Below are 23,921 nucleotides of genomic sequence, written 5' to 3' on the forward strand. Positions count from 1 at the left end.
ATGGTTACTGCACGTTGCGCTCCTGGAAATTAAGCCCCACAAACCTCAGCAACGGTTCGGAGCCCGGTACCCAGAAATCATAATTGTGCGCACCCGGTCGGGTCTGGAACCTGTGGGCGATACCGAGTTTGTTCATCTCCAGGTGCAGCAGCGCATTGCCGAGGAAGAATGGGTCGTTGGTGCCCACGTCGAGGTAGTACCGGGTCTTGCGCAAGTCGTCGACCGGGGTGTGTTTGAGCACATCCAGCACGTTTTTCTGGTGGTATTGCGCGTTCAGGCGCTGCTCGCCGCTCAAACCTTCGCCCCAGGCGTGGCCGTAACGGCGTTCGTAGCCGGCGGCGTCCATCTGGGTGATCTGTTCATCGGTGCGCACCGCCGCACTCATCACAGCGGCCGCGCTGAACAGGTCAGGGTATTTGAAGGCATACATCAGCGAAGCAAATCCGCCCATGGACAACCCGCCCATGGCCCGGAAACGCTTGTCATCGAGGATGCGGTAGCGCTTCTGCATGGCCGGAATGAACTCGTGAATGAACATGGTCTCCCACTGGAACTTGCCGTCAGCGTCGTTCATGAAATACGTGGCGTATTTGTTCTCGGGGTTGCGCAGGCCGTCGGGGGTGATAACGATCATCGCCGGGATGGCGCCCTCAGTGATCAGCCGGTCGAGCAAGGCGCCGAGGTTGTCCTGCACAAACCAGTCGTTGTAACGGCCGTCATCACCGCCATGCATCATGTACAGCACCGGGTAGGACCGCGTGGAATGGCTGTAATCGGGCGGCAGGTAGACCGTGTATTTCACCGCCTGGCCCAGGGTTTTGCTGGCGATCGAGGCGGTATCATCGACGCTGCCGGTTTCTGCATGCGCGGCGAGGCCTGTCAACATCAGGCTGGCAAACAGCACCAGGGCACGGCAAAGGGTATTCAAAGGCATCGCATTGGCTCCAACAGGCTGTTCAAAGGTTAGTTCACCGCACCGGGGGCCCGTATTGAATGCCACCGTGGTTCCACAAGTTGTTCAGGCCGCGGTCAATCGCCAGGGGGGTATCCGGCCCGAACGCACGCGCGAACACTTCGCCGTAATTGCCGACCTGCTTGACGATCTGCACCACCCAGTCCTTCGGCAGTTTCAGGTCCTTGCCATACTCGCCATCGGCACCGAGCAACCGCGCCACATCCGGGTTTTTCGTGGCGCTGGCCTGGGCCTCGACATTCGCCGAGGTCACCCCCGCCTCCTCCGCATTGAGCATCGCAAACAGCGTCCAGCGCACGATGCTGAACCACTCGTCATCGCCCCGGCGCACCGACGGCCCCAGCGGCTCCTTGGAAATGGTCTGCGGCAAAATCACAAAGTCGGACGGCGTGGTCATCTGGCTGCGCTGGGCGTTGAGCTGGGACTTGTCGGCGGTGATCACATCACAGCGCCCGGCCTGCAGCGCCTTGGCGGTTTCTTCGGAGGTGTCGAAGGTGATCGGCGTGTACTTGAGCCCGTGACTGCGGAAAAAATCCGAGGCGTTCAGCTCAGTGGTGGTGCCCGCCTGAATACAGATCGAGGCGCCGTCCAGCTCGTCGGCGCTGGTCACGCCGAGCTTCTTGTTAACCATGAAACCGGCGCCGTCGTAGTAGGTCACGCCGGCAAACACCAGGCCCATGCCGGCATCGCGCGAGCTGGTCCAGGTGGTGCTGCGCGAGAGAATATCGATCTCGCCCGATTGCAGCGCGGCCAAGCGCTCCTTGCCGTTGGTGGGGGTGAAACGCACCTTGTCGGCATCGCCGAAAACCGCTGCGGCCACGGCGCGGCAAAAGTCCACATCCAGGCCCTGTTGCTTGCCATTTTTGTCCGGGACCGAGAAGCCCGGAATGCCGTCAGACACGCCGCACTGGATAAAGCCCTTCTTGTGAATCGCGTCCAGCGTGGCACCGGCCTGTGCCAGGCCACTAAAACCCAGCACCGCGCTCGCGATCATCAACGACTTGAAGGTTTTCATTGCCCATCTCCGTGGTTATCGTGCAGGGAAAACGCCTGTTCGAGGTCAGCGATCAGGTCGTCGACGTGCTCAAGGCCAATGTTGAAACGCACCAGGCGGTCGCCGTACGAGCGCACGTCGCGGCTGAGGTTGAAATGCGGCGCGACCAGGCTGGTCACGCCGCCCCAGCTGTAGCCGATATGGAACAGGCTGAGCCGGTCGATGAAATCCAGCAGCGCTTCACCACTCAGGCCCGCACCGAATACCACCGAAAACACACTGGTGGAGCCCGTGAAATCGCGCTGCCACAGATCATGGCCCGGGCAATCGGGCAGCGCCGGGTGCAGGACTTTGTCAACTTCCGGCCGCCCTTTGAGCCAGTGCGCCACCTGCAGCGTGGCGCTTTGCAAATGGGCCAGGCGCACCCATAAAGTTTGCAAGCCGCGCAGGGCCAGGCTGCAGTCGTCCGGCGAAACCGCCATGCCCAACAGCGAGCGCGCCAGGCCAAGGGCTTGGTAATGGGCGGCGTTGCGGGTGGAAACCGAGCCGAGGAGCAGGTCGCTGTGACCACCGATGTACTTGGTCAACGCCTGGATCGACACGTCCACCCCGTGGGCAAAAGCGTCGAAAAACACGCCGCTGGCATAGGTGTTGTCCAGCGCCAGCACCGCACCGCAGGTGCGCGCCACGGCGGCGATAGCGGGCACGTCCTGGACTTCCATGGTGGCCGAGCCTGGGCTTTCACACCAGATCAGCCGGGTGTTGGGGCGGATCAGCGCAGCGATATCGGCGCCGAGCATCGGGTCGTAGGTCTGCACCGTGATGCCGAGTTTGGCCAACAGTTCACGGGCCAGATCATTGTTGGGGCCGTAAGCGCTTTGCGGCACCAGCACATGGTCGCCCGCCGCACAAAAGGCGAAGTACACCAGCGCAATCGCCGCCTGGCCGCCGGGGGTGATAAAGCAGTGTTCAGCGCCTTCCAGTTCGGCAACGCGCGCGGCCAGCTCAAGGCTGGTCGGCGTGCCGTGCAAGCCGTAGGCGTAGGGCACGCGTTCGGGGCACCAATCGTCACGTACGTCGCGGGCGCTGGCAAACAGCGTGGTGGAGCCGCGATGGGTGGCGGTGGCCAGTGAGCGAAAGCCGGCCGGCGCACGTACGGTGGGGTCGAGCACAGTGGTTTGTCTATGTCGGGGCATGGGGATACCTCCACGTCCAGGTGGCAGGGAAACGAATCGGGGGTGAAGTGGCGCAGCGCGCCGGCCACTTCGAAGGGCTCAAGCGACCTTGGCTTGGCCGAATGGCGCGAGCGCCCGCGCAATGGTGCCGGCCAGGCCGCGACCGCTCAGGTGGCCGGGGTCCATGTCAGGGTTGTAGATGGTGAACTGGATACCAATGGCCTGGGGTGACTGCATGGCCGTGCGCAACGTGGTCGCCAGATCGTCCCACGAGAAACCGTCCGGTTGCGGGTGGTCGCACGCCCACATGATGCCTTGGTCGAGCACGTCCACATCCACGTGAATCCAGAAACCTTCAGGGCCGTCCACCCGCGTCAAATGCGCCACCGCTTCTTCCGCCGCTGTCTCTGTGCCCAGTATGCGCACTTCATTGCGGTTGAACGCCAGCAGCGCTTCGGGGATCGGCTGGCAACGGTTGCGCGCCTGAATCGCGCCATCGCGGTAACCGAACAGCACCACATCCTCATCCCGCAGCAAGGGGCGCCGACCTTCGATATCGGCGACCACCGCCGGGCCGCGGCCCGTGGCGTAGCCCAGGTCGCTGGCCGAGGCAGCGCCGGAGATCGGGTTCTTTTCGGCTTCATAGAAGTCAGCGTGGCCGTCCAGGTAGAACAGCCCGAAACGTCCACGACGGCGCAGCCCCAGCAGTGTGCCAAGCAGGATCGAGCAGTCGCCGCCGATCACCACCGGGAACTCGCCCTTGTCCATCACCTCGCCGACCTTGTCCGCCAGGTTGATCGAGTATTCGTTGATAGCGTGGGGGTTCATGATTTGGGTTTCCGGATCGCGCTCTTCGCGCCACGGTGGCGACTCCACCCGTCCGGCAAGCCGTGCGCCCAAGCGTTGCGCCAATCCGGCCTTGAGCAACGCGTCAGGCATGCGGGCCACGCCCAGGTGAGTGGGAATATGGCCGAGCACGGACGGGGCTTCAATGATTGCGAAGTTACGCATGGAACATCCTCTCTGGTTTCTCTCGGGTTTAATCCACGGCGGCTGGTTTTTCTTTGTGCCGCTACGCCGAGGTCATCGCAGGGAGTGAGCCAATGTCTGTTTTGGATGTGGATATTGGTTTTTTAAAATCGGAATCGGTCATGAATCAATTGTCTATTGACCGAATTATCGCGCCTCTAACAACTGCCTCCCTTCGACAGTGGCTGCGCCACTTAAGCTTATTTGAAGCCTCACTAAGTAAACGCCTCACTTGAGTGCACTTGTAACGTTGAAATGCCCCACTGTGTCGCAAAGTAGCAATGAACTAAAAAGTGATAACCCACACAAAAAATCAATTAAAACCAACGTTATAGGGGATTAAGCAAACAACTATTCCATATTTGACCGACTTCAACCGGCTAAAAACAACATTCCCACACCCACTCCCTCGACTGGCACAGTCACTGCTCTTTTTATCGGCATTCAAGTTTCGTGATCGATATAAGGATCAGGCAACACCATGAACCCACTATTCTCCAACGCCACCAATAGTTATGACGTGGCAATCATCGGCGCCGGCGTCGTAGGGTGCGCCATGGCCCGGCGCTTCACCCTCGAAGGTGCACGGGTGCTGTTGCTGGAAAAAGGCACGGACATTCTTTCGGGCGCCAGCAAAGGTAACAGTGCGATCTTGCACACAGGCTTTGATGCGCCACCGGGCAGCGTCGAGCTGGCGTGCATGCAGGCGGGCTATCAGGAATACCTGGAAATCCACGGGCGCATGAACCTGCCGCTGCTCAAGACTGGCGCCATGGTGGTGGCCTGGAATGAAGACGACCTGGCCAGACTTGACGCCATCCTGCAGCAAGCCCATGCCAATGGCGTGAGCGACGCACGCTTGCTGGGCGCCGAAGACCTTCGCCGCGCAGAACCGCATTTGGCACACGGCGCACGGGGCGCGGTTTCGGTACCCGGGGAGTCCCTGATCGACCCCTGGTCCGCACCGCTCGGTTACCTGCAACAGGCCCTCGCCCATGGCGCCACCGTGCACACCGCCACTGAAGTGGAGGCCGGGCATTTCGACGGCCAGACCTGGCGGCTGTCGACCCACCGTGGCGCCTTCCTGGCCCACACCGTGATCAATTGCGCCGGCTTGTTCGGCGACCGCCTGGAACACCGCCTGCTGGGCAACAGTGCGTTCAGCATCCACCCGCGCAAAGGCCAGTTTGTAGTGTTCGACAAAGCGGCCTCGGCCCTGCTCGGCAACATCATCCTGCCGGTGCCGAATGAGCGCACCAAGGGCATCGTGATCACCCGTACGGTGTTCGGCAACCTGCTGGTCGGGCCCACCGCCGAAGAACAGGACGACCGCGATCACGCCGGGCTGACCCCAGCCGTACTCAACCAACTGATCGACGCCGCCGTAGCGCGCATTCCGGCGCTGGAGAGCATGCCGGTGACAGCGACCTACGCCGCCCTGCGCCCGGCCAGCGAGAAAAAGGAATACCGCATCCATGACAACGCCGGCCAGCACTGGATTACCGTGGGCGGCATCCGCTCCACCGGGCTGACGGCGGCGCTGGGTATCGCGCAGCATGTGTTCGAGCTGTATCGCCAACGCGCGCACCACACGCCCGTGACTCAGTGGGTTTGGCCACATATGCCGAACCTCGCCGAGCACTTGCCCCGGGACTACCAGCAGCCAGGTTTCGGTGAAATCGTCTGTCATTGCGAATGGGTGACCTCGCGGGAAATCCAGGCAGCCTTTGACAGCCCCCTGCCCCCTGGCGACCTCGGCGGTCTCAAGCGTCGCACGCGTGCCTGCATGGGCCGCTGCCAGGGTTTTTACTGCGGCGCACGGGTGGCGCAATTGAGTGCAGGACACCTCGCGCAGCCACTGGCCACGGGAGTTGCCCATGAAGCCTGACTATGTGGACGTGGCGATTATTGGCAGCGGCCCGGCCGGGTTGTCGGCCGCTGTCGAACTGCGGCGCCAGGGCGTGCAGCGTGTGGTGGTGATCGAACGCGAGAACACGCCCGGTGGCGTGCCCCGGCACTGTGGCCATCCGCCGTTTGGTTTTCGCGAGTATGGGCGGATTTACTCGGGCCCCGACTATGCCCGGCGCAACGTCGCCGAAGCCCGCTCGGCCGGGGTCGAACTGCGGCTGGGCCACACCGTGACGCACCTGGGGCAAGGCGGCTGCCTGCACCTGGTCAGCACTGCGGGTGCCGTAACGCTGCAAGCCAAACGTGTGTTGCTCGCCACCGGCGTGCGGGAAACCCCGCGCGCGGCACGCTTGATCGGCGGCGACCGGCCACTGGGCGTCATCAACACCGGCGCACTGCAAGCCTATCTCTACCTGCACAACCTCAAACCCTTTGAACGCCCGTTGATTATCGGTACCGAGCTGGTGAGCCTGTCCTCGATCCTCAGTTGCCGCCGTGCCGGTATCAAACCGGTGGCGATGATTGAGCCTAACGTTCGCGCCACCGCTCGCTGGCCGTTGTCGCTGTTCCCCAGGTTTTGCGGCGTGCCGCTGCATTTTGGCGCGCAGTTGCTGGACATCCATGGCAGCGGCCGTGTGGAAGCCGCCAGCGTGCGCCTGGCCAACGGGCAGTTGGCGCGCTTCGAATGCGATGGCGTGCTGCTCACCGGCAACTTTCTGCCGGAAGCCAGCCTGGTGCGCCAGAGCCACTTGCTGCTGGACCCCAACAGCGGTGGCCCGGTGATCGACCAATACGGGCGCTGCTCGGACCCGGCTTATTTCGCCGCCGGCAACCTGCTGCGCCCGGTGGAAACCGCCGGCTGGTCGTACCGCGAAGGCGCCAGCATCGCGCGCCTGCTCGCCAAGGACTTGCGCGGCGAGATCCCCACGGCCCACCACACCCTCGCCATCCGCTGCCGCGCACCGTTGAAACTCTGCGTGCCCCAGCGTTTCGCGCCGACCGGCGTGGCGGGCCTGGAACACCTGCAATTGCGAGTCAGCCAAGCCACTGAAGGCGAGCTGACCGTGTATGCCGACGGCGTGCCGGTCTGGAGCAAACCCATGGCCTGCCTGCCGGAGCGACGCATCCTGATTCCTGTCGCGGCCCTCAAACTCAACGCCAGCATCCAGCAACTTGATGTCGACTTTGTCGGCCATGCACACGCCACGCCGGCCCAAGGAGACACCCCATGAAAATTGCCGCCCTCGACCAAGGTACCACCAGCACCCGCGTGCTGGTGGCGAGCGATGACGGCTCGGCCGATATCCAGCTCGCCTTGCGCCATCAGCAACATCATCCGCAGCCGGGCTGGGTCGAGCATGACCCGCTGGAGCTGCTCGCCAACCTGCAACGCTGCCTGGAGGCCACCGGGCAGGTGGACGCCATTGGCCTGGCCAACCAGGGTGAAAGTTGCCTGGCGTGGGACGCCATCACCGGCAAACCGCTGTCGCCGGTGATCGTCTGGCAAGACAACCGCACCGGCCCGGCCATTGAAAAACTGCGCGCCGACGGTGGCGAACGCCTGACCCTGGCCCGCGCCGGGCTGGCGCTGGACGCGTATTTTTCCGCGAGCAAACTGGCCTGGATCCTCAACCACTTGCCCGCCGCACAACAGGCGCACACAGCCGGGCGCTTGCGCCTGGGTACGACTGACGCGTGGTTTCTCGACCGCCTGACCGGGGTGTTTGCCACCGACGTCACCACCGCCTCGCGCACCTCGTTGATGAACCTCGCCACCGGGCAATGGGACCCGGACCTGTGCGAGCTGTTTGGCGTGCCCATCGAAACCTTGCCGCCGATTTTCGACACCGTGGGCCATTTCGGTGAAATCGGTGCCACGCCGGTGACGGCCTCGGTGGTCGACCAGCAGGCCTCGCTGTATGGCCACGGCTGCCGCCAACCGGGTGACGCAAAAATCACGTTCGGCACCGGCGCCTTTGCGCTGACCCTGACCGGCGACGAAATCATCCGCGCCCCGGAAAAGGGCTTGCTCGCCACCCTCGCCTGGCAAATCGACGGCAAGCCGGTGTACGCCATGGACGGTGGTGTCTACGACGCCAGTGCCGCCGTGGAATGGGCCGGTCGCCTGGGGTTGTTCACCGACTTTTCCGAGTTGGCCGGCTTCGACCAACCGCCTGCAATCGGCCGCCAATTGGCTTTCGTCCCGGCGCTGTCGGGCCTGGCGTGCCCGCACTGGGACCGCAGCGCCGCAGCATTGTGGGTGGGCATGCACGGCGGCACCACGCGCCACGACATGTGCCAGGCCCTACTCGAAGGCGTGGCCCTGCGCAGCGTTGAAGTGATCAGCGCGATGGACCAGTTCCTCAGTGTCACCGACCGCCTGTCCATCGACGGCGGCCTGGCGCGCAGCCCGTATTTCGCGCAGTTCCTCGCCGACGCGCTGCAACGTTGCATCGTCACCCAACGCTTCGACGAACTCACCGCATTTGGCTGCGCAGCCCTGGCCGCGCGCGGTTTGGGCAAGACCCTGGTCGCGCCGCGCAATACCTGTACCGAGTTCCACCCACGGGTCAGTGCGGCCACCGCCCGGGCCTGGAGGGACACCTTCAGCGATGCCGTCAGCCGCTGTCGCACCTGGAGATAAACCACAGGGAAGTGCATCACCCCGTTAAGCCTCAGGTTTCGCTGGTTGCTCCGCCAACCCGTGCGCCGAGCCTTGTCCTCTGCTTTTTTGAAGGAGACATTCCAATGTCTGACACCCTTTCGAGTCCGCAAGCCGTTTTACCCGATAAAAACGCTGAGAGTGGTACCGGCTACAAGGAACAATTCGAACGTTCCCTGGGCAAGTTCGAATCCTTCGCCGTCGCGTTTTCGTTTATCTCCATCACCACCGGGCTGTTTTCCACCTACGGTTCGGTGCTGGTCTCCAGTGGGCCCATCGGCATGTGGACCTGGCCCATCGCGACCCTCGGCACGCTGTTGGTGGCGCTGGTGTTTGGCTTGCTGGCAAGCAAGATCCCGTTGTCCGGTTTCAGCTACCAGTGGGCCAGTCGCCTGGTCAACCCGGTGCTGGGCTGGTGGTTTGGCTGGATGAGTTTTGCGTTTATCGCCGTGGTGTTGCTGGCGGTGGATTACGGGCTGGCCCAGGTGGCGCTCTTTCCCCTGCTGGGGCTGGATTACTCCCCTGCCGCCGGGGCCATCACCACGGTGGTGGTGCTGTTTATCCAGATGCTGCTGATCATCTGGTCCACGCCGATCCTCACCAAAATCAACAACATGGCGGTGGGCGCGGAAGTGATCGCGATGATCGGCTTGATCGTCGGCATAGGCATCGCCGTGACGGTGTTCGGCAAAGGCCATGCGTCGAATTTGCTGTCCACCGGCATCGCCCCCACAGAGCACTACTACGGCTGGCTCGGCCCGTTCATGCTGTCGGGCTTGCTCGGTGCCTTCACCCTGGTGGGCTGGGAAGCCGCCGCCAACCTGGCCGAAGAAACCCTTAACCCCAAGCAAGTGGTGCCTCGGGCGATGGTCCATGCGGTGCTGGCCAGCGGGGTGATGGGCACGTTGTTCCTGATGGTGATCGGCATGGGCCTGGGCGATCAGGTAGCGGAACTGAGCAAAAGCTCGGCGCCGGTGGCCGACGTGATCCGCATGACCCTGGGTGAAACCCTGAGCAAGATCATTCTGGTGGTGGTGTGCATTGCGATCTTTGCCTGCGGCCTGGTGATCATGACCAGCAACAGCCGCCTGGTCCACGCCATGGCCCGGGACGGGCGCCTGCCGTTTTCCGACGCCCTGAGCTACGTGCCACGCCCCACCGGCGGCCCGCTGTGGGCAACCATCGTGGCCGCGCTGATCCCGATGATCATCGTGCTGAGCTTCTACAGTGACGCCGATGCCCTCACCCAAATCCTCGGCGCCGCGACCCTGTTGCCCGCCCTGCTCTACAGCGCCACGGTGTTGCTGTACATCGGCACTCGCCATAAACAGCTGCACCACGCCGATGACTTCACCCTGGGCAAGTGGGAATGGCCCGTGGTGGCCGGCGCGTGCCTGTGGCTGTTTGTGGAGCTGTGCGTGTTCATGATTCCGGCAGATTTTCGCGTAGCGCAGTTGTATGTGCTGGGCCTGATCGGTGTTGGCGCGGTGGTATTCGCCTGTGTCTGGGTCACCCGGCGCAAGCAGCTGGAACAGATGCCGCCCATGCAGCATTACCTGTAGCTACCACTGCGGTTTAGGGCTGGCAGGCGCCTCATGCACCTCCACATTGGCCCGGGCCAACGCGCTGCCCAGTTCCCCCACGGGCTTTCGATCAATGATCAAACGGTCGATGCGCTCCAGCGGGAACACCTGGAACAAGGCGCTGCGCCCGAGCTTGGACGAGTCGGCAACCACCGTGAGGTAACGCGCGCGGGCAATCATCGCGCGGGCGATTTCAGCCTCTTCGATGGAGAAGTCAAACGCGCCATCCACGCTCAATGCGCCAATGGTGACCACGGCGTGCTCGGCGTTGAACCGCGCGATTTGCTCAAGGGCCAGGGGGCCGCTGTTCTGGTTGGATTCGGGGCGGTACTCACCACCGATCATGAACACCCGATTGCCGCTGGCGCCCATGCTGTCGGCGATTTGCAGGGAGTTGGTGATCACCGTGATGCGGTTCAGGCGCGCCAGTTCGCGGGCGAAAAACAGCGTGGTGGTGCCGGTGTCGATGAGGATGCTGTCGCCGGGCGAATACAGGCCCGCGGCATAACGCGCCACGGCGCGTTTCTCCTGGGAGAACTCGTTCATGCGGGTCTGGAACGCGTTCTCATGCTCGCCGCGCGGGGGCAGCGAAGCACCGCCATGAAACTTGGTGACCTGGCCGCTATCCGCCAGGTCGGCAAGGTCACGGCGAATGGTTTCGTGGGAGGCGCTGAGGGTGCGCGCCAGTTCGTCAACGGAGATGCGTTCACGTTGGCGGAGCAGTTCGAGGATGGAGTGGCGTCGCTCGTTGGGGCGCATGGCGGGCTCTGAAGGTGAGTGGGGACAGCGTCAAAACTAGGTGGGTTCGGTCACCAAATCAACAAATAAACCACACAACCATTTCCATTCATTCAAAAAAACGAGGTATTTATGCGAAAAATCTTTCTCGCCTGCCCTTACAGCCATGCGGACGCGGCGGTGGTTCAAGAGCGGTTTATCGCCTGCAATGCGGTAGCGGCCGGGATTATCGAGGCGGGGCATGCAGTGTTCAGCCAGGTCTCGATGTCACACCCGATCAATCAGGCGTTTGCGGGCAAGGACAGCACCGCGGTTGGCAAGCTGTGGGCGCCGGTGGATGCGGTGTTTATGGAGCTGTTGGAAGAGCTGATCGTGCTGGATTTGCCGGGGTGGGAATTGAGCGGGGGGATCAAGCGCGAGATTGCGTTTTTTGAAGCGAGGGGTCGCCGGGTAAGCTTGTGGTCGCAGGTTGATCAGGAATTCATCTGAGACACCGAGATCAAAATGTGGGAGCAGGCTTGCCTGCTCCCACGCCGGTTAGACCGACAGGTAGCGGCTGATCGTCGCCTCATCCACCCGGTCGCGGGTCTCTTCGATCACGAAACAGCCCTTCTCGATCACCAGGAAGCGGTCGGCGATTTCCAGGGTGAATGACAGCACCTGCTCAGATACGACGATGGTCAGGTCCCGAAGGGTGCGAATCTCTTTGAGGGTGCGCGCGATGTCCTTGATGATCGACGGCTGGATGCCTTCAGTGGGCTCATCGAGCAGCAACACCTTGGGGTTGGTCGCCAATGCGCGAGCAATCGCCAGTTGCTGCTGCTGCCCGCCGGAGAGGTTGCCGCCCTTGCGTGACTGCATGTCATGCAACACCGGAAACAGCGCATACAGATCCTCCGGCACCTTACCCCGCGCGGAAGCAGGCAAACCGGTCTGGATATTTTCCAGCACCGTCATGCTCGGAAAAATCATCCGCCCCTGCGGCACATAAGCGATCCCGCGCGCCACCCGCTCATGGGTTTCCAGCGCCGACACGTCGTGCCCGTCCACACTCACCTGGCCTTTCCACTGCGGCAAAATCCCCATCAGGCTTTTGAACAGCGTGGTCTTGCCCATGCCGTTGCGGCCCATCACCGCGACAATCTCACGCTTGGCCACGTTCAGGTCCAGGTCGTGGAGGATCTGGCTCTGCCCATAGCCGCAGGACAATTGGTCGATCTTGAACATGCCGGACTCCTCAGTGGCCCAAATACACTTCGATGACTTTAGGGTTGCTCTGCACCGACTCCATGCTGCCTTCGGCCAGCACCTTACCCTGGTGCAGCACCGTGACTTTGTGCGCGATGCTTTTGACGAATTCCATGTCGTGCTCGATCACCAGCACCGAACGACCCTGGCTGATGCGGTTGAGCAGCTCGGCCGTTTGCGCGCGCTCGTTGACGCTCATGCCCGCCACCGGTTCATCGAGCATCAGCAGTTCAGGGTCTTGCATCAGCAACATGCCGATTTCCAGCCACTGCTTTTGCCCGTGGGACAACAGGTCGGCCTGCTGTTGCAACAGGTCGCCGAGGAAGATCTCCCGCGCCACCTCTTCCACCCGTGCAACAACCTGGGCGTTGCGCTTGAAGAACAACGCGCCCCACACCTTGCGCCCGGCCGGATAGGACATCTCGAGGTTTTCGAACACCGTGAGGTTTTCGTAGATCGAGGGGTTCTGGAACTTGCGCCCCACGCCTGCCCGCACGATGTTGTACTCGCGCATGGTGGTGAGTTCCTGGCCGTCGAACTGGATGCTGCCGCTGGTGGCGCGGGTCTTGCCGCAGATCAGGTCGAGTACGGTGGTCTTGCCGGCGCCGTTGGGGCCGATCACTACGCGCACCTCGTTGCGGTCGATGTAGAGGTTGAGGTTATCGACCGCCTTGAAACCGTCGAACGATACGGTGAGGCCTTCGATGGCCAACACCGGTTTTTTCATTTCAAAGCCGACGGCGGTCATGGCTGGGTCTCCAGGATTTTGGTTTTAGCCTTGGCTTTGACCGGGGCTTTCACCACCGGTGTACGCCGCAGCAGTTTGGCCAACGCTTGGCGGCCATGGCTCTCCCACAACCCGGCCAGGCCGTTGGGGAAGTACATCACCACGGCAATAAACAGGCCGCCCATCAAATACAGCCACAGCTCGGGGAACGACTCGGAAAAGTAAGTCTTGCCGTAGTTCACCAGCAACGCGCCATACACCGCACCCAGCAGCGACATGCGCCCGCCCACGGCGGCAAAAATCACCATTTCAATCGACGGCACAATGCCCACGAACGAGGGCGACATAAAGCCCACCTGCAAGGCAAACATCGCCCCGCCAATCGCCGAAAAGGCGGCGGCCACGCAGAACACGAAGATCTTGAAACTGGCCACGTCATAGCCGGAAAACCGCACGCGTTCTTCCTTGTCGCGCATCGCCATCAGCAACCGACCGAGCTTGGAAGCAAGGATGAAGCGGCCGATAAAGATGCAGCCAAACAGTAAGCCAGCGTTGATGAAGTAGAGGATCAGCTTGGCGCTGTCGGTGCGCAGGTCCCAGCCGAGCAGGGTCTTGAGGTCGGTAATGCCGTTGACGCCGCCGGTCAGGCCCTGCTGGCCGACGATCAATACCGTAAGGATCAGCGCAATCGCCTGGGTGACGATGGAGAAATACACATCGCCCACACGCCGCTTGAACAGGGCCAGGCCGATCACGAACGCCAGCAGCACCGGCACCGCAATCACCGCCACCAGAGTAAAACTGAAGCTGTGAAACGGCTGCCACAGCCAGGGCAATTCGGTGATCTGGTTCCAGTCCATAAAGTCCGGAATGCCCGGCGTAGACTGGATTTTGGTGCTCTCAGGGTCCGACGCTTCCAGCTTGAGAAACATCGCCATGCAGTAGCCGCCGACGCCGAAAAACACGCCCTGCCCCAGGCTGAGAATGCCGCCATAACCCCAGCACAACACCAGCCCCACCGCGACGAACGCGTACGTCAGGTACTTGCCGACCATGTTCAGGCGGAACGCGTCCAGGGACAGCGGGAATACCACCAGGATCAGCAGCGCCAGCAGCACAATGCCGATCAGGTTTTGCTGGCCGCCCAGCAGCTTGTCTAAAGCCTTCATCTGCTCGCCTCTACTTGCGCACTTTGATGGAGAACAACCCTTGCGGGCGCAGCATCAGGATCAGAATCACCGAGGACAAGGTCAGCACCTTGGCCATCGAGCCACTGAGGAAAAACTCCGACAGCGATTGGGTCTGGGCGATCACAAACGCCGAAGCGATGGTGCCGAACAGGCTTTGCGCGCCGCCGAACACCACCACCAGAAAGGTGTCGACGATGTACTGCGAACCCGCCGTGGGGCCGGTGGAACCGATGGTGGTAAACGCCGCACCCGCCACCCCGGCCACGCCACAACCGAGTGCGAAGGTCATGCGGTCAACCTTGCGCGTGTTGATGCCCACCGCGCGGCTCATCAAGCGGTTCTGCACCGTAGCGCGTACCTGCAAGCCCCAGCGTGAGCGGTAGAGCATCAGGAAGATGGCGGCGGTGAGCAGCAAGGTCAGGCCCATCATGAACAGGCCGTTGCGCGGAATTTCGATGGCGTCGGTGAAGTTCACCGAGCCCATCAGCCAGGCCGGCGGTTCGGCGCTGACTTCACGGGCGCCGAATACCGAGCGGAAGGTTTGCTGCATCACCAGGGACAGCCCCCACGTGGCGAGCAAAGTGTCCAGCGGGCGCTTGTACAAACGGCTGATCATCGCCCACTCCACCAGCCAGCCGACGGCGCCGGCGACCAGGAAAGACAGGGCGATGGCGAAGAAAAAGTAATAGGGCTGAAAGCTCGGCGCAAAGTGCGCGGTGAGGCTGGAACACACGTAGGTGGTGTAGGCGCCGATCGTCAGGAACTCGCCGTGGGCCATGTTGATCACGCCCATCTGGCCAAAGATGATCGCCAGCCCCAATGCCATCAGCAACAGCACGCAGAACACGGACAAGCCGTTGAACCCCTGCATTGCCGCGATGGCTCCAAATTCCGATAGCCATTCCATGATGATGGTCTCCTACAGAGAGATGAAATGCAGACTGCTTTTGCTCTATGTGGGAGCGGGCTTGCTCGCGAATGCGGTGTATCAGTAAGTGAATCAAGTGACTGACTCACCGCATTCGCGAGCAAGCCCGCTCCCACATTTAGACTCGGGTAGGCCAGTTACTTATTGGTAGCCTTTCGGGAACGGGTTCGGCTCGATCAGATCCGACTCGTAGATCACCTTGAACTGCCCGTCAGGCTGCACTTCACCAATGCGCGACTTGCTCCACAGGTGATGGTTTTCGTGGATCTTCACATAGCCTTCCGGCGCGGTTTTCAGCTCGATGCCAGGCGACGCCGCCACGACTTTATCCACGTCGAAACTGCCGGCCTTCTCCACCGCCGCTTTCCACAACCATGGCCCGAGATAGGCGGCCTGGGTCACGTCGCCGATCACGGCATCCTTGCCGTACTTGGCCTTGAAGGCTGCGACGAAAGCTTTGTTGTTCGGGTTGTCCAGGCTTTGGAAGTACTTCATCGAGGCATAGAAACCCGCCATGTTTTCGCCGCCGATGCCGAGCAGTTCGTCTTCAGTCACCGACAGGGTCAGCAGCGTTTGTTTGGATGAGTTCACGCCCGCCGCGTTGAGCTGTTTGTAGAACGCCACGTTGGAGCCACCCACCACCGCTGCGAACACCACATCAGGCTTTTTCAACTTGACCTTGTTGATCAGCGAGCCGAACTGCGTGTTGCCCAGCGGGTAGTAGTCTTCGCCGACGACGGTACCGTGCAGCACGTTTTCAATGTGTTTACGTGCGATCTTCATCGAGGTGCGCGGCCAGATGTAGTCCGAGCCGACCAGGTAGAAGGTCTTGGCGCCCTTGGTCTTGGCGATCCAGTCAAGGCTGGCGAGGATTTGCTGGGTCGCTTCTTGCCCGGTGTAGATCACGTTTTTCGACTGCTCCAGGCCTTCGTAGAAGGTCGGGTAGTAGAGCAAGCCGTTTTCTTTTTCGAAGATCGGCAGCACGGCTTTGCGCGACGCCGAGGTCCAGCAGCCGAACACGGCGGCAACCTTGTCGTTGACCAACAGCTTCTTGGCTTTCTCGGCGAAGGTCGGCCAGTCGGAGGCGCCGTCTTCCTGGATCACCTTGATCTGGCGTCCCAGAATCCCGCCTGAGGCGTTGATCTGCTCGATGGCCAGGCGTTCGGCCTGGATCGAACCGGTCTCGGAAATCGCCATGGTGCCCGTGGCCGAGTGCAGCTGGCCGACGGTGACTTCGGTGGGGGTCACGGCCAGGCCTTCGTTGTCGGCCAGCGCGCCCTGGCTGAACAGAGCGGCGGCCAGCAGCGACAAGGCCAACAGCGGTGTGGAGCGGATCAATCGTAGTGCCATGGGGCGACTCCTCTGCAATGAGGGGGTCAGCATGGCGGCAGGAGGCCAGCGCGGGTATACGCAGCCTGACGTAAGCGAGTACGTCATTTGACGTATGCCGCCGCGCACCGTTTCAGGGCAGGATCCCGATCCCCCATGCACTGGGGATCCCCTGTGGGAGCGGGCTTGCTCGCGAATGCGGTGGATCAGTCAATGCATGTGCAAACTGATCCACCGCATTCGCGAGCAAGCCCGCTCCCACATTTGGACCCTCAGCGTCTGTGAGGGCATGGAATTTGCTCACCCATCATGCCCACCTCCCCCGGAGCCTCCCACCGTGCACCCTCCTTCCGGTACCCAGCGCATCGTCAAGATCCGCCGCGACTACAACACCTGGGTCGCCGACGAGACCATGGAAGACTACGCCCTGCGCTACACGCCCAAGTCCTTTCGCAAATGGTCGGAACTGCGCATCGCCAACACCGCCCTGGGCGCCGTGTCGTTCCTGGCGCTGGAAGCCATCGGCGGCGTGCTGTCCTTGAGTTACGGGTTCACCAATACCTTCTGGGCGATCCTCGCGATAGGCCTGGTGATCTTTCTCACCGGCCTGCCCATCAGCTACTACGCCGCGCGTTACGGCGTGGACATGGACCTGCTGACCCGTGGCGCCGGCTTCGGCTACATCGGCTCCACCATCACCTCATTGATCTACGCCAGCTTCACCTTTCTGTTCTTTGCCCTGGAAGCGGCGATCATGGCCCTGGCACTGGAGCTGTATTTCCATATCCCGCTGGCCATCGCCTATGTGATCTGCTCGCTGCTGGTGATCCCGCTGGTGGCTTACGGCGTGACCCTGATCAGCCGCCTGCAACTGTGGACGCAGCCCATCTGGCTAGTGCTGCTGGTGCTGCCCTATTGTTTTGTGTGGTGGAAAAACCCCGACGCCTTCAGCGACTGGACCAGCTTTGTCGGGCGCAGCGGCGACGCTGGCGGCTTCAACCTGCTGGCGTTCTGCGCCGCCTGCACGGTGGCGTTGTCGCTGGTCACGCAAATCGGCGAGCAAGTGGACTATTTGCGCTTCCTCCCGGAAAAGACCGCCGCCAACCGCAAGCGCTGGTGGGCGGCCCTGCTCTGCGCCGGGCCGGGCTGGATCATCCCCGGTGCGTTGAAAATGTTTGCCGGGGCGTTCCTGGCCTTTCTCGCGTTGCAACATGAAATCCCCATGGAACGCGCCGCCGAGCCGACCCAGATGTACCTGGTCGCCTTCCGCTACGTGTTCAGCTCGCCCGAATGGGCCCTGGGCGCGATGGTGCTGTTTGTGATCATCTCGCAGATGAAGATCAACCTGACCAACGCCTACGCGGGCTCCCTGGCCTGGTCGAACTTCTTCGCCCGCGTCACCCACAGCCATCCGGGCCGCGTGGTGTGGCTGGTGTTCAACGTGGCCATCGCGTTGATGCTGATGGAGCTGGGCGTGTTCGATGTGATCGACCAGGTGCTGGGGCTGTACGCGAACATCGCGATTGCCTGGATCGGCACACTGGTGGCGGACCTGGTGATCAACAAACCGCTGGGGCTGTCGCCCAAACACATCGAGTTCAAGCGCGCGCACCTCTACGACATCAACCCGGTGGGCGTCGGCTCAATGCTGATTGCCTCGTTGCTGTCGATCCTGGCGCACTTCGGCCTGTTCGGCGCCCTGGCCCAGGCGGCACCGCCGTTTGTGGCACTGGGCACGGCATTGATCATGGCGCCGCTGTTGGCCTGGCTGACCCAGGGCAAGTACTACATCGCGCGCACCAGCGCCGTGCACTTGATTCACCCGCTGGCGCCCGCGACCCACGCGGTGTGCGGGCTGTGCAGCAACCCGTTCGAGACCGCAGACATGGCGTTCTGCCCGGCCTACAGCACGCCGATCTGCTCGCTGTGTTGTTCGCTGGACGCGCGTTGCGGCGATCGCTGCAAACCCCACGCGCGCCTCGTCACACAGTTCGAAGGCGTGCTGCGCTGGCTGCTGCCCAATACGCTGATGCCCCGCCTGCACACACGCCTGGCGCATTACCTCGGGCTGTTGCTCGCCCTGGTGTTGATGCTCGCCGGCGCCCTGGCGTTGATCTACGTGCAGGCGGCGCAAGGCTTGCCCCACTCCGAAACCCTGTATCAGGCGTTCTTCAAGGCCTTCCTCACCCTCTCGGTGTTGGCCGCCGTGCTTGCCTGGTGGGTGGTGTTGACCCGCGAAAGCCGTGGCGTGGCCCAGGAAGAGTCCGACCGCCAGACCCTGCTGCTGATGCAGGAAATCGATGCCCACAGCCTCACCGACCAGGCCCTGCAACAGGCCAAGGAAGCCTCGGAGGCCGCGAATGCCGCCAAGAGCCGCTATGTCACGGGGCTGTCCCATGAGCTGCGCACGCCGCTGAACAGCATGCTCGGTTTTACCCAGATCCTGCAGCGTGACAGCGCCATGCCCGAGCAGCATCAGGACGCGCTGGCGACCATCCTGCGCAGCGGCTCGCACCTGGTGTCGCTGATCGACGGCTTGCTCGATGTGGCCAAGATCGAGGCCGGCAAGCTGCGCCTGGAACTCACTGAAATCCCCTTCCCCGAGCTGATCCACGACCTGGAGCAGATGTTCACCCCGCAGGCCCGGGACAAGGGCCTGCGCTTTCGGCTGGACTGCGTGGGCAAGATTCCGGCGGTGGTGCGTGGCGATGAAAAACGTGTGCGGCAGATCCTGATCAACCTGCTGGGCAACGCGGTGAATTTCACCGACAGCGGCGAGGTGTGCCTGCGGGTCAGCTATCGCCATGAAACCGCCAACTTTGAAATTATCGACACGGGCATCGGCATTGACCCGGCGCAGATCGAGCAGATTTTCCAGCCATTCGAACGCGGCGACCTGATGCGCCAGGACAAGGGCGTCGGCCTGGGGCTGACCATCACGCGCATGCTCACCGCCTTGATGGGCGGCGAGTTGCGGGTGACCAGCGAACTCGACAAGGGCACCTGTTTTCAAGTGCGCTTGTTCCTCTCCCAAGTACGCGCACCGCAAGCCGTGGTGCATGTGGAGCACGACATCATCGGTTATCAGGGCGAGCGCCGCCGCATCCTCGTCGTCGATGACCACGTTGACCATCGCAAGGTGCTCAGCGGCATGCTCACGCCGCTGGGGTTTGAAGTGATCCAGGCCAGCAACGGCCAGGAGGCGATCCGCCAGGTGGCGCTGCTGGCGCCCGACCTGATCCTGATGGACCTGTCGATGCCAACGCTGGACGGCTATGAAACCAGCCGCCTGATCCGGCGCAATGCGCTGTCCGCTGCACCGATCATCGTGATCTCGGCCAACGCCTTCACCGACGACCGCGAACGCAGCATTGCCGCTGCCTGCAATGACTACCTGGCCAAACCGGTGCGCACCCCGGAGCTGCTCGGGCGCCTGCAACAGCACCTGGGTTTGCAGTGGTTACGGCGCACCAAAGCCCTTGTGCCGCCGCCATCACCCAGCGTGTTACCCAGCCGCGCTGACCTCGCCGCCCTCATCGAACTCAGCGCCATCGGCTACGTACGCGGCCTGCACGACAAACTCGACACGATCCTGGCACACACCCCGGACACCGCGCCTTTCATCACCAAAGTGCGCGGTTTGCTCAAAGGTTTCCGCCTGGATGAACTCAACCGAACCCTCAAGGAGGCCGAAGATGAATGCACTCACCCGCAGCACTGAACCCGGCGTGGTGCTGATCGTCGATGACACCCCGGACAACCTGGCCATGCTCTCTGACGCCCTCGACGACGCCGGTTACATGGTGCTGGTGGCCCTCGACGGCCTCAGTGCGCTGAACCGCGTGCAACGCCGGCGCCCGGACCTGATCCTGCTGGACGCAATGATGCCCGGCCTGGACGGCTTTGAAACCTGCCGCCGGCTCAAGGCGCAGCCCTCAAGCGCGGACATCCCGGTGGTGTTCATGACCGGGCTGACTGACAGCAAGCACGTCGTGCAGGGGTTTGAGGTGGGTGGCAGTGATTACGTGACCAAACCGATCCAGACCGATGAAGTGTTGGCGCGGGTGGCGGCGCATGTGCGTACGTCGCGTATTTTGTTGTCGGCGCGGGAGGCACAGCAGCCGAGTGTGCTGACGCTGGAGGATGAGCCGGCGCACCGCTTGTTGTCGGCGCGGTTTGCCCTGACGGAACGGGAAGTCGAGGTGCTGCGCTGGGTGGCGTGTGGCAAGACCAATCGGGATATCGGCGACATTTTGGGGTTGAGCCCGAGGACGGTGAACAAGCACCTGGAGCATGTGTATGTGAAGCTCGGCGTGGAAACACGCACCGCTGCAACGTCAGTCGCGTTGGCTGCAATCTGAATGGGTGTGGGGCTTGTGTGGGAGCGGGCTTGCTCGCGAATACGGAGTATCCGTTGACATATCCTTGGCTGACCCACCGCATTCGCGAGCAAGCCCGCTCCCACATTTTAATCCTCATCGTGGCTGAAATCGTTATCCGCCAAAGGTTTGTGAGGGCCGGCGCAGCGTCGGATCAAACGGGTTGATCCGCGGCCCGATCGCCGCCGCTTCGCGCTTCAACAACTCCACCACCATCGGCAACCGCGTTGGCCCCAGCCGGTCGCTGATGGTCGCCACACTCAACGCCGCCACTGCATGCCCGTCGCGGTTGAGGATGGGCACCGCCAGGCCCGCCATGCCTTCGAGCACGCCCGTATTGCGCGCGGCATAGCCCAGGGTGCGCACGTTCTCCACCTCCGAACGCAACAGCACTTCGTCATACAGGTGGAAATCCTTGAGCCGTGGCAGGTTGTAGCGAATCACCGTCTCGCGCTCTTCTTCCGGCAGGAACGCCAGAATCGCCAGGCTGCCCTGCCCCACGCCCAACGCCACGCGCCCGCCGATGTCGCCGGTGAACGTGCGGATCGGGTACGGACCCTCGCTGCGGTCCAGGCAGATGGCGTCGAACCCGCTGCGCGCCAGCAGGAACAGTGAATCCCCCAATGACGCACTCAGGCGCAACATGCTCGGCCGCACCAGGTCACGCAGGTTGCCGGTCTTGCCCGCGTTGGCCGCCAGGGCGAAGAACTCCAGGCTCAGCCGGTAGCGTTTGCTGCGCGCATCCTGCTCGACCATGCCTTCGTCCATCAGGCTGCGCAGCAAACGGTGAGTGGTGGGCTGAGACAAGCCGACTTGCTGCGCGAGTTGGGTCACACGCTCGCCGCCCTCCGGCACGCTACCCAGCACGCGCAGCAGCGCGAACAGCCGGGAGACACCACCGGCACCGACTTCCTTATTATTTTCATTTCGATCAATGGAATTCATAACACTCATTCCCTACATAAATTCCGGTGAGTGAATAAAACTGAAAATACTAGTCCATTCAGTGAAATTCCATCTTCCGCCCATCCTAGTCTTCGTCCTAATCTGCGTCCACAGGGGCGAAATGAACAACTAACGGCAGCCGACTCAAGATCGAGCGCCAACGCACCGGCAAGACCTCATTCGCATCTGCCCAAAACAAAAAAGCGCGTTTCGACGCGACTCAAAAAAGGTGGAACGCACACATGGCTTTTCTCCAACTCAACGCCTTGAGCAAACGCTACGGCGCCGTCGATGCGGTGGTCGCCACTGACCTTGCGGTGGAAAAAGGCGAATTCGTTTCCTTGCTCGGCCCTTCGGGCTGCGGCAAGACCACCACCTTGCAAATGATCGCCGGCTTTGTTGACGTCAGCGGCGGGCAGATCCTGCTCGACGGCCGCGACATCACCCACGCCAAACCCGCCAGCCGTGGCTTGGGCGTGGTGTTCCAGAGCTACGCGCTGTTCCCGCACATGACCGTGCGCGACAACGTCGCCTTCGGCCTGAAGATGCGCAAAGTGCCGGCAGGCGAGATCGCCAGCAAAGTCAAAACCGTCCTTGAACTGGTGCGCCTGGCCCCGCACGCCGACCGCTACCCGCGCGAACTGTCCGGCGGCCAGCGCCAGCGCGTGGCCCTGGCCCGCGCGCTGGTGATCGAACCGCCGGTGCTGCTGCTGGATGAGCCGCTGTCCAACCTCGACGCCAATTTGCGCGAAGAGATGCAGTTTGAAATCCGCCGCATTCAGTGCGCCGTGGGCATCACCACCTTGATGGTCACCCACGACCAGGCCGAAGCCCTGTCCATCAGCGACCGCGTGGTGGTGATGGAGGCCGGGCGCGTGACCCAGATCGACGCGCCATACAAGCTCTACGAACACCCGCGCACACGTTTCATCTCTGACTTCGTGGGCAAGGCCAATCTGCTGCCCGGTGATTACGACCAACTGGGCATCCCGCAAGTACGCCATGAAGCCGGCAACGGCGAGCTGATCCTGAGCCTGCGCCCGGAAAAAATCCAGCTGGTGGACGCAGGCGCTGGTCGCCTGCAAGGCAAGGTTCTCGACAGCTACTTTTTCGGCAGCCAATGGCTGTATCGCATCCACACCCGCCTCGGCGAAATCACCGTGGTGCGCAGCAACGACGGCAGCGCACCGCTGGCCTGCGGCGCCCTTGTGGGCCTGGACTGGCACGCCGACCTGCTGCGCGTGCTGGCGGCGGATGAGGTGCGCGCATGAGCCGGGGCTACCTACTCTCGCTGCCGGCGCTGGTGTTGTTCAGCGGGCTGCTGATACTGCCGCTGCTGATGACGCTGGTGCTGTCGTTCAACGTGTTCGACTACCAGGTGGGCGTGAAGGCCGATGAGTGGACCTTCGCCCATTACCTGTCACTGTTCAGTGATTCCTACTTCTACGAGATCTTCTGGCGCACCTTCTGGATCAGCGCCCTGGTGACGTTGTTGTGCGTGGTGATCGGCGTGCCGGAGGCCTACATCCTCAGCCGGATGGGCACGCCATGGCGCTCGATTTTCCTGATTCTGATCCTCACGCCGCTGCTGATCTCGGTGGTGGTGCGCGCCTTCGGCTGGAGCCTGTTGCTCGGCGCTGACGGGCTGGTGAACCAGTTGATCCAGGCCCTTGGCGGTCGCCCGGTCAAGCTGTTGTACACGCCGTTCGCGGTGGTGATCGCCCTGGTGCACGTGATGCTGCCGTTCATGATCATTCCGGTGTGGACGTCCCTGCAAAAACTCGACCCCTCGGCGGAACAGGCGGCGCTTTCATTGGGTGCCAGCCAGGCCACGGTCATGCGCAAAATCGTGTTGCCGCAGGTGATGCCCGGCGTGTTGTCCGGCACCTTGATTGTGTTTGGCCTCGCGGCCAGCTCGTTTGCAATCCCCGGCCTGCTCGGCGGGCGCCGCCTGAAAATGGTCGCCACCGTGGTGTACGACCAGTACCTCTCGGAACTCAACTGGCCCATGGGCGCGACCATCGCGGTGGTGCTGCTGTTGGTCAACTTGCTGATCATGTTGAGCTGGAACCGCATGGTCGAAAGCCGCTACAAAAAGTCCCTGGGGGTTTAA

General features: G+C 62.3%; 20 protein-coding genes. 9 read left to right on the forward strand and 11 right to left on the reverse strand.

Annotated elements, in window-relative coordinates; translation table 11 throughout:
* Positions 1 to 4: 4 nt before the first annotated feature.
* The 4 genes from AB4P94_RS24330 to AB4P94_RS24345 all read right to left on the reverse strand — a co-directional run bounded on the left by AB4P94_RS24330 (position 5) and on the right by AB4P94_RS24345 (position 4,153).
* A complete protein-coding gene (locus tag AB4P94_RS24330; protein WP_395607850.1) occupies positions 5 to 934 on the reverse strand; it encodes an alpha/beta hydrolase in 930 nt (309 codons plus the stop codon).
* Between the two features lie 34 nt (positions 935 to 968).
* Entirely contained in the window at positions 969 to 1,988 is a 1,020-nt protein-coding gene (locus tag AB4P94_RS24335) for an amino acid ABC transporter substrate-binding protein (RefSeq protein WP_395607851.1), read from the reverse strand.
* The gene (locus AB4P94_RS24340) at positions 1,985 to 3,163 is read right to left on the reverse strand and encodes a cystathionine beta-lyase (protein WP_395607852.1); all 1,179 of its coding nucleotides are present in this window, start codon (positions 3,161 to 3,163) and stop codon (positions 1,985 to 1,987) included. Before AB4P94_RS24340 ends, AB4P94_RS24335 begins: the two co-directional genes overlap by 4 nt.
* 78 nt (positions 3,164 to 3,241) lie before the next feature.
* A complete protein-coding gene (locus AB4P94_RS24345; RefSeq protein WP_395607853.1) occupies positions 3,242 to 4,153 on the reverse strand; it encodes an arginase family protein in 912 nt (303 codons plus the stop codon).
* 499 nt (positions 4,154 to 4,652) lie between these two features.
* Between AB4P94_RS24345 and AB4P94_RS24350 the strand changes: the two genes are divergently transcribed.
* The 4 genes from AB4P94_RS24350 to AB4P94_RS24365 all read left to right on the forward strand — a co-directional run bounded on the left by AB4P94_RS24350 (position 4,653) and on the right by AB4P94_RS24365 (position 10,303).
* A complete protein-coding gene (locus tag AB4P94_RS24350; RefSeq protein WP_395607854.1) occupies positions 4,653 to 6,059 on the forward strand; it encodes an NAD(P)/FAD-dependent oxidoreductase in 1,407 nt (468 codons plus the stop codon).
* A complete protein-coding gene (locus AB4P94_RS24355; RefSeq protein WP_395607855.1) occupies positions 6,049 to 7,311 on the forward strand; it encodes an NAD(P)/FAD-dependent oxidoreductase in 1,263 nt (420 codons plus the stop codon). Before AB4P94_RS24350 ends, AB4P94_RS24355 begins: the two co-directional genes overlap by 11 nt.
* On the forward strand, positions 7,308 to 8,723 hold the full coding sequence (locus AB4P94_RS24360; protein ID WP_395607856.1) for an FGGY family carbohydrate kinase: 1,416 nt from the start codon (positions 7,308 to 7,310) through the stop codon (positions 8,721 to 8,723). The genes AB4P94_RS24355 and AB4P94_RS24360 overlap by 4 nt, the downstream gene beginning before the upstream one ends.
* A 104-nt stretch (positions 8,724 to 8,827) precedes the next feature.
* On the forward strand, positions 8,828 to 10,303 hold the full coding sequence (locus AB4P94_RS24365) for an amino acid permease (protein WP_395607857.1): 1,476 nt from the start codon (positions 8,828 to 8,830) through the stop codon (positions 10,301 to 10,303).
* Here AB4P94_RS24365 and AB4P94_RS24370 read toward each other — a convergent pair whose 3' ends face one another.
* Positions 10,304 to 11,083 carry a DeoR/GlpR family DNA-binding transcription regulator gene (locus tag AB4P94_RS24370; RefSeq protein WP_395607858.1) on the reverse strand — a complete coding sequence of 260 codons (780 nt, stop codon included), beginning with the start codon at positions 11,081 to 11,083 and terminating at the stop codon, positions 10,304 to 10,306.
* Positions 11,084 to 11,194: 111 nt separating this feature from the next.
* Between AB4P94_RS24370 and AB4P94_RS24375 the strand changes: the two genes are divergently transcribed.
* Complete coding sequence (locus AB4P94_RS24375) at positions 11,195 to 11,551, forward strand: DUF1937 family protein (protein WP_395607859.1); 357 nt, start codon at positions 11,195 to 11,197, stop codon at positions 11,549 to 11,551.
* A gap of 48 nt (positions 11,552 to 11,599) precedes the next feature.
* On the opposite strand, the gene urtE is transcribed toward AB4P94_RS24375, so the two are convergent.
* From urtE to urtA, 5 genes are all read right to left on the reverse strand, one after another.
* Complete coding sequence (urtE, locus tag AB4P94_RS24380; RefSeq protein ID WP_395607860.1) at positions 11,600 to 12,289, reverse strand: urea ABC transporter ATP-binding subunit UrtE; 690 nt, start codon at positions 12,287 to 12,289, stop codon at positions 11,600 to 11,602.
* Positions 12,290 to 12,299: 10 nt separating this feature from the next.
* On the reverse strand, positions 12,300 to 13,058 hold the full coding sequence (gene urtD, locus AB4P94_RS24385) for an urea ABC transporter ATP-binding protein UrtD (protein ID WP_395607861.1): 759 nt from the start codon (positions 13,056 to 13,058) through the stop codon (positions 12,300 to 12,302).
* Positions 13,055 to 14,206: an urea ABC transporter permease subunit UrtC gene (gene urtC, locus AB4P94_RS24390; RefSeq protein ID WP_395607862.1), complete on the reverse strand. Its 1,152-nt coding sequence runs from the start codon at positions 14,204 to 14,206 to the stop codon at positions 13,055 to 13,057. Before urtC ends, urtD begins: the two co-directional genes overlap by 4 nt.
* Positions 14,207 to 14,216: 10 nt before the next feature.
* Entirely contained in the window at positions 14,217 to 15,134 is a 918-nt protein-coding gene (gene urtB, locus AB4P94_RS24395) for an urea ABC transporter permease subunit UrtB (RefSeq protein WP_053256607.1), read from the reverse strand.
* 162 nt (positions 15,135 to 15,296) lie between these two features.
* On the reverse strand, positions 15,297 to 16,505 hold the full coding sequence (gene urtA / locus AB4P94_RS24400) for an urea ABC transporter substrate-binding protein (protein ID WP_395607863.1): 1,209 nt from the start codon (positions 16,503 to 16,505) through the stop codon (positions 15,297 to 15,299).
* A 316-nt stretch (positions 16,506 to 16,821) separates the two neighbouring features.
* Between urtA and AB4P94_RS24405 the strand changes: the two genes are divergently transcribed.
* On the forward strand, positions 16,822 to 20,205 hold the full coding sequence (locus AB4P94_RS24405; protein WP_395607864.1) for an ATP-binding protein: 3,384 nt from the start codon (positions 16,822 to 16,824) through the stop codon (positions 20,203 to 20,205).
* Positions 20,180 to 20,845 (forward strand): response regulator, encoded by a 666-nt coding sequence (locus AB4P94_RS24410; protein WP_395607865.1) that lies wholly within the window; start codon positions 20,180 to 20,182, stop codon positions 20,843 to 20,845. The genes AB4P94_RS24405 and AB4P94_RS24410 overlap by 26 nt, the downstream gene beginning before the upstream one ends.
* Positions 20,846 to 20,977: 132 nt before the next feature.
* Here the strand turns inward: AB4P94_RS24410 and AB4P94_RS24415 are convergent, their stop codons facing one another.
* Positions 20,978 to 21,808, reverse strand: coding sequence for an IclR family transcriptional regulator (locus AB4P94_RS24415; RefSeq protein WP_395607866.1), 831 nt, complete (start codon positions 21,806 to 21,808; stop codon positions 20,978 to 20,980).
* A 242-nt stretch (positions 21,809 to 22,050) separates the two neighbouring features.
* Here AB4P94_RS24415 and AB4P94_RS24420 point away from each other — a divergent pair, with 242 nt between their 5' ends.
* Together AB4P94_RS24420 and AB4P94_RS24425 are read left to right on the forward strand one after the other, a co-directional pair.
* Positions 22,051 to 23,079 carry an ABC transporter ATP-binding protein gene (locus tag AB4P94_RS24420; protein ID WP_395607867.1) on the forward strand — a complete coding sequence of 343 codons (1,029 nt, stop codon included), beginning with the start codon at positions 22,051 to 22,053 and terminating at the stop codon, positions 23,077 to 23,079.
* Complete coding sequence (locus AB4P94_RS24425) at positions 23,076 to 23,921, forward strand: ABC transporter permease (RefSeq protein ID WP_395607868.1); 846 nt, start codon at positions 23,076 to 23,078, stop codon at positions 23,919 to 23,921. The genes AB4P94_RS24420 and AB4P94_RS24425 overlap by 4 nt, the downstream gene beginning before the upstream one ends.

The organism is Pseudomonas sp. B22129 (assembly GCF_044218875.1).
Lineage (GTDB): Bacteria > Pseudomonadota > Gammaproteobacteria > Pseudomonadales > Pseudomonadaceae > Aquipseudomonas.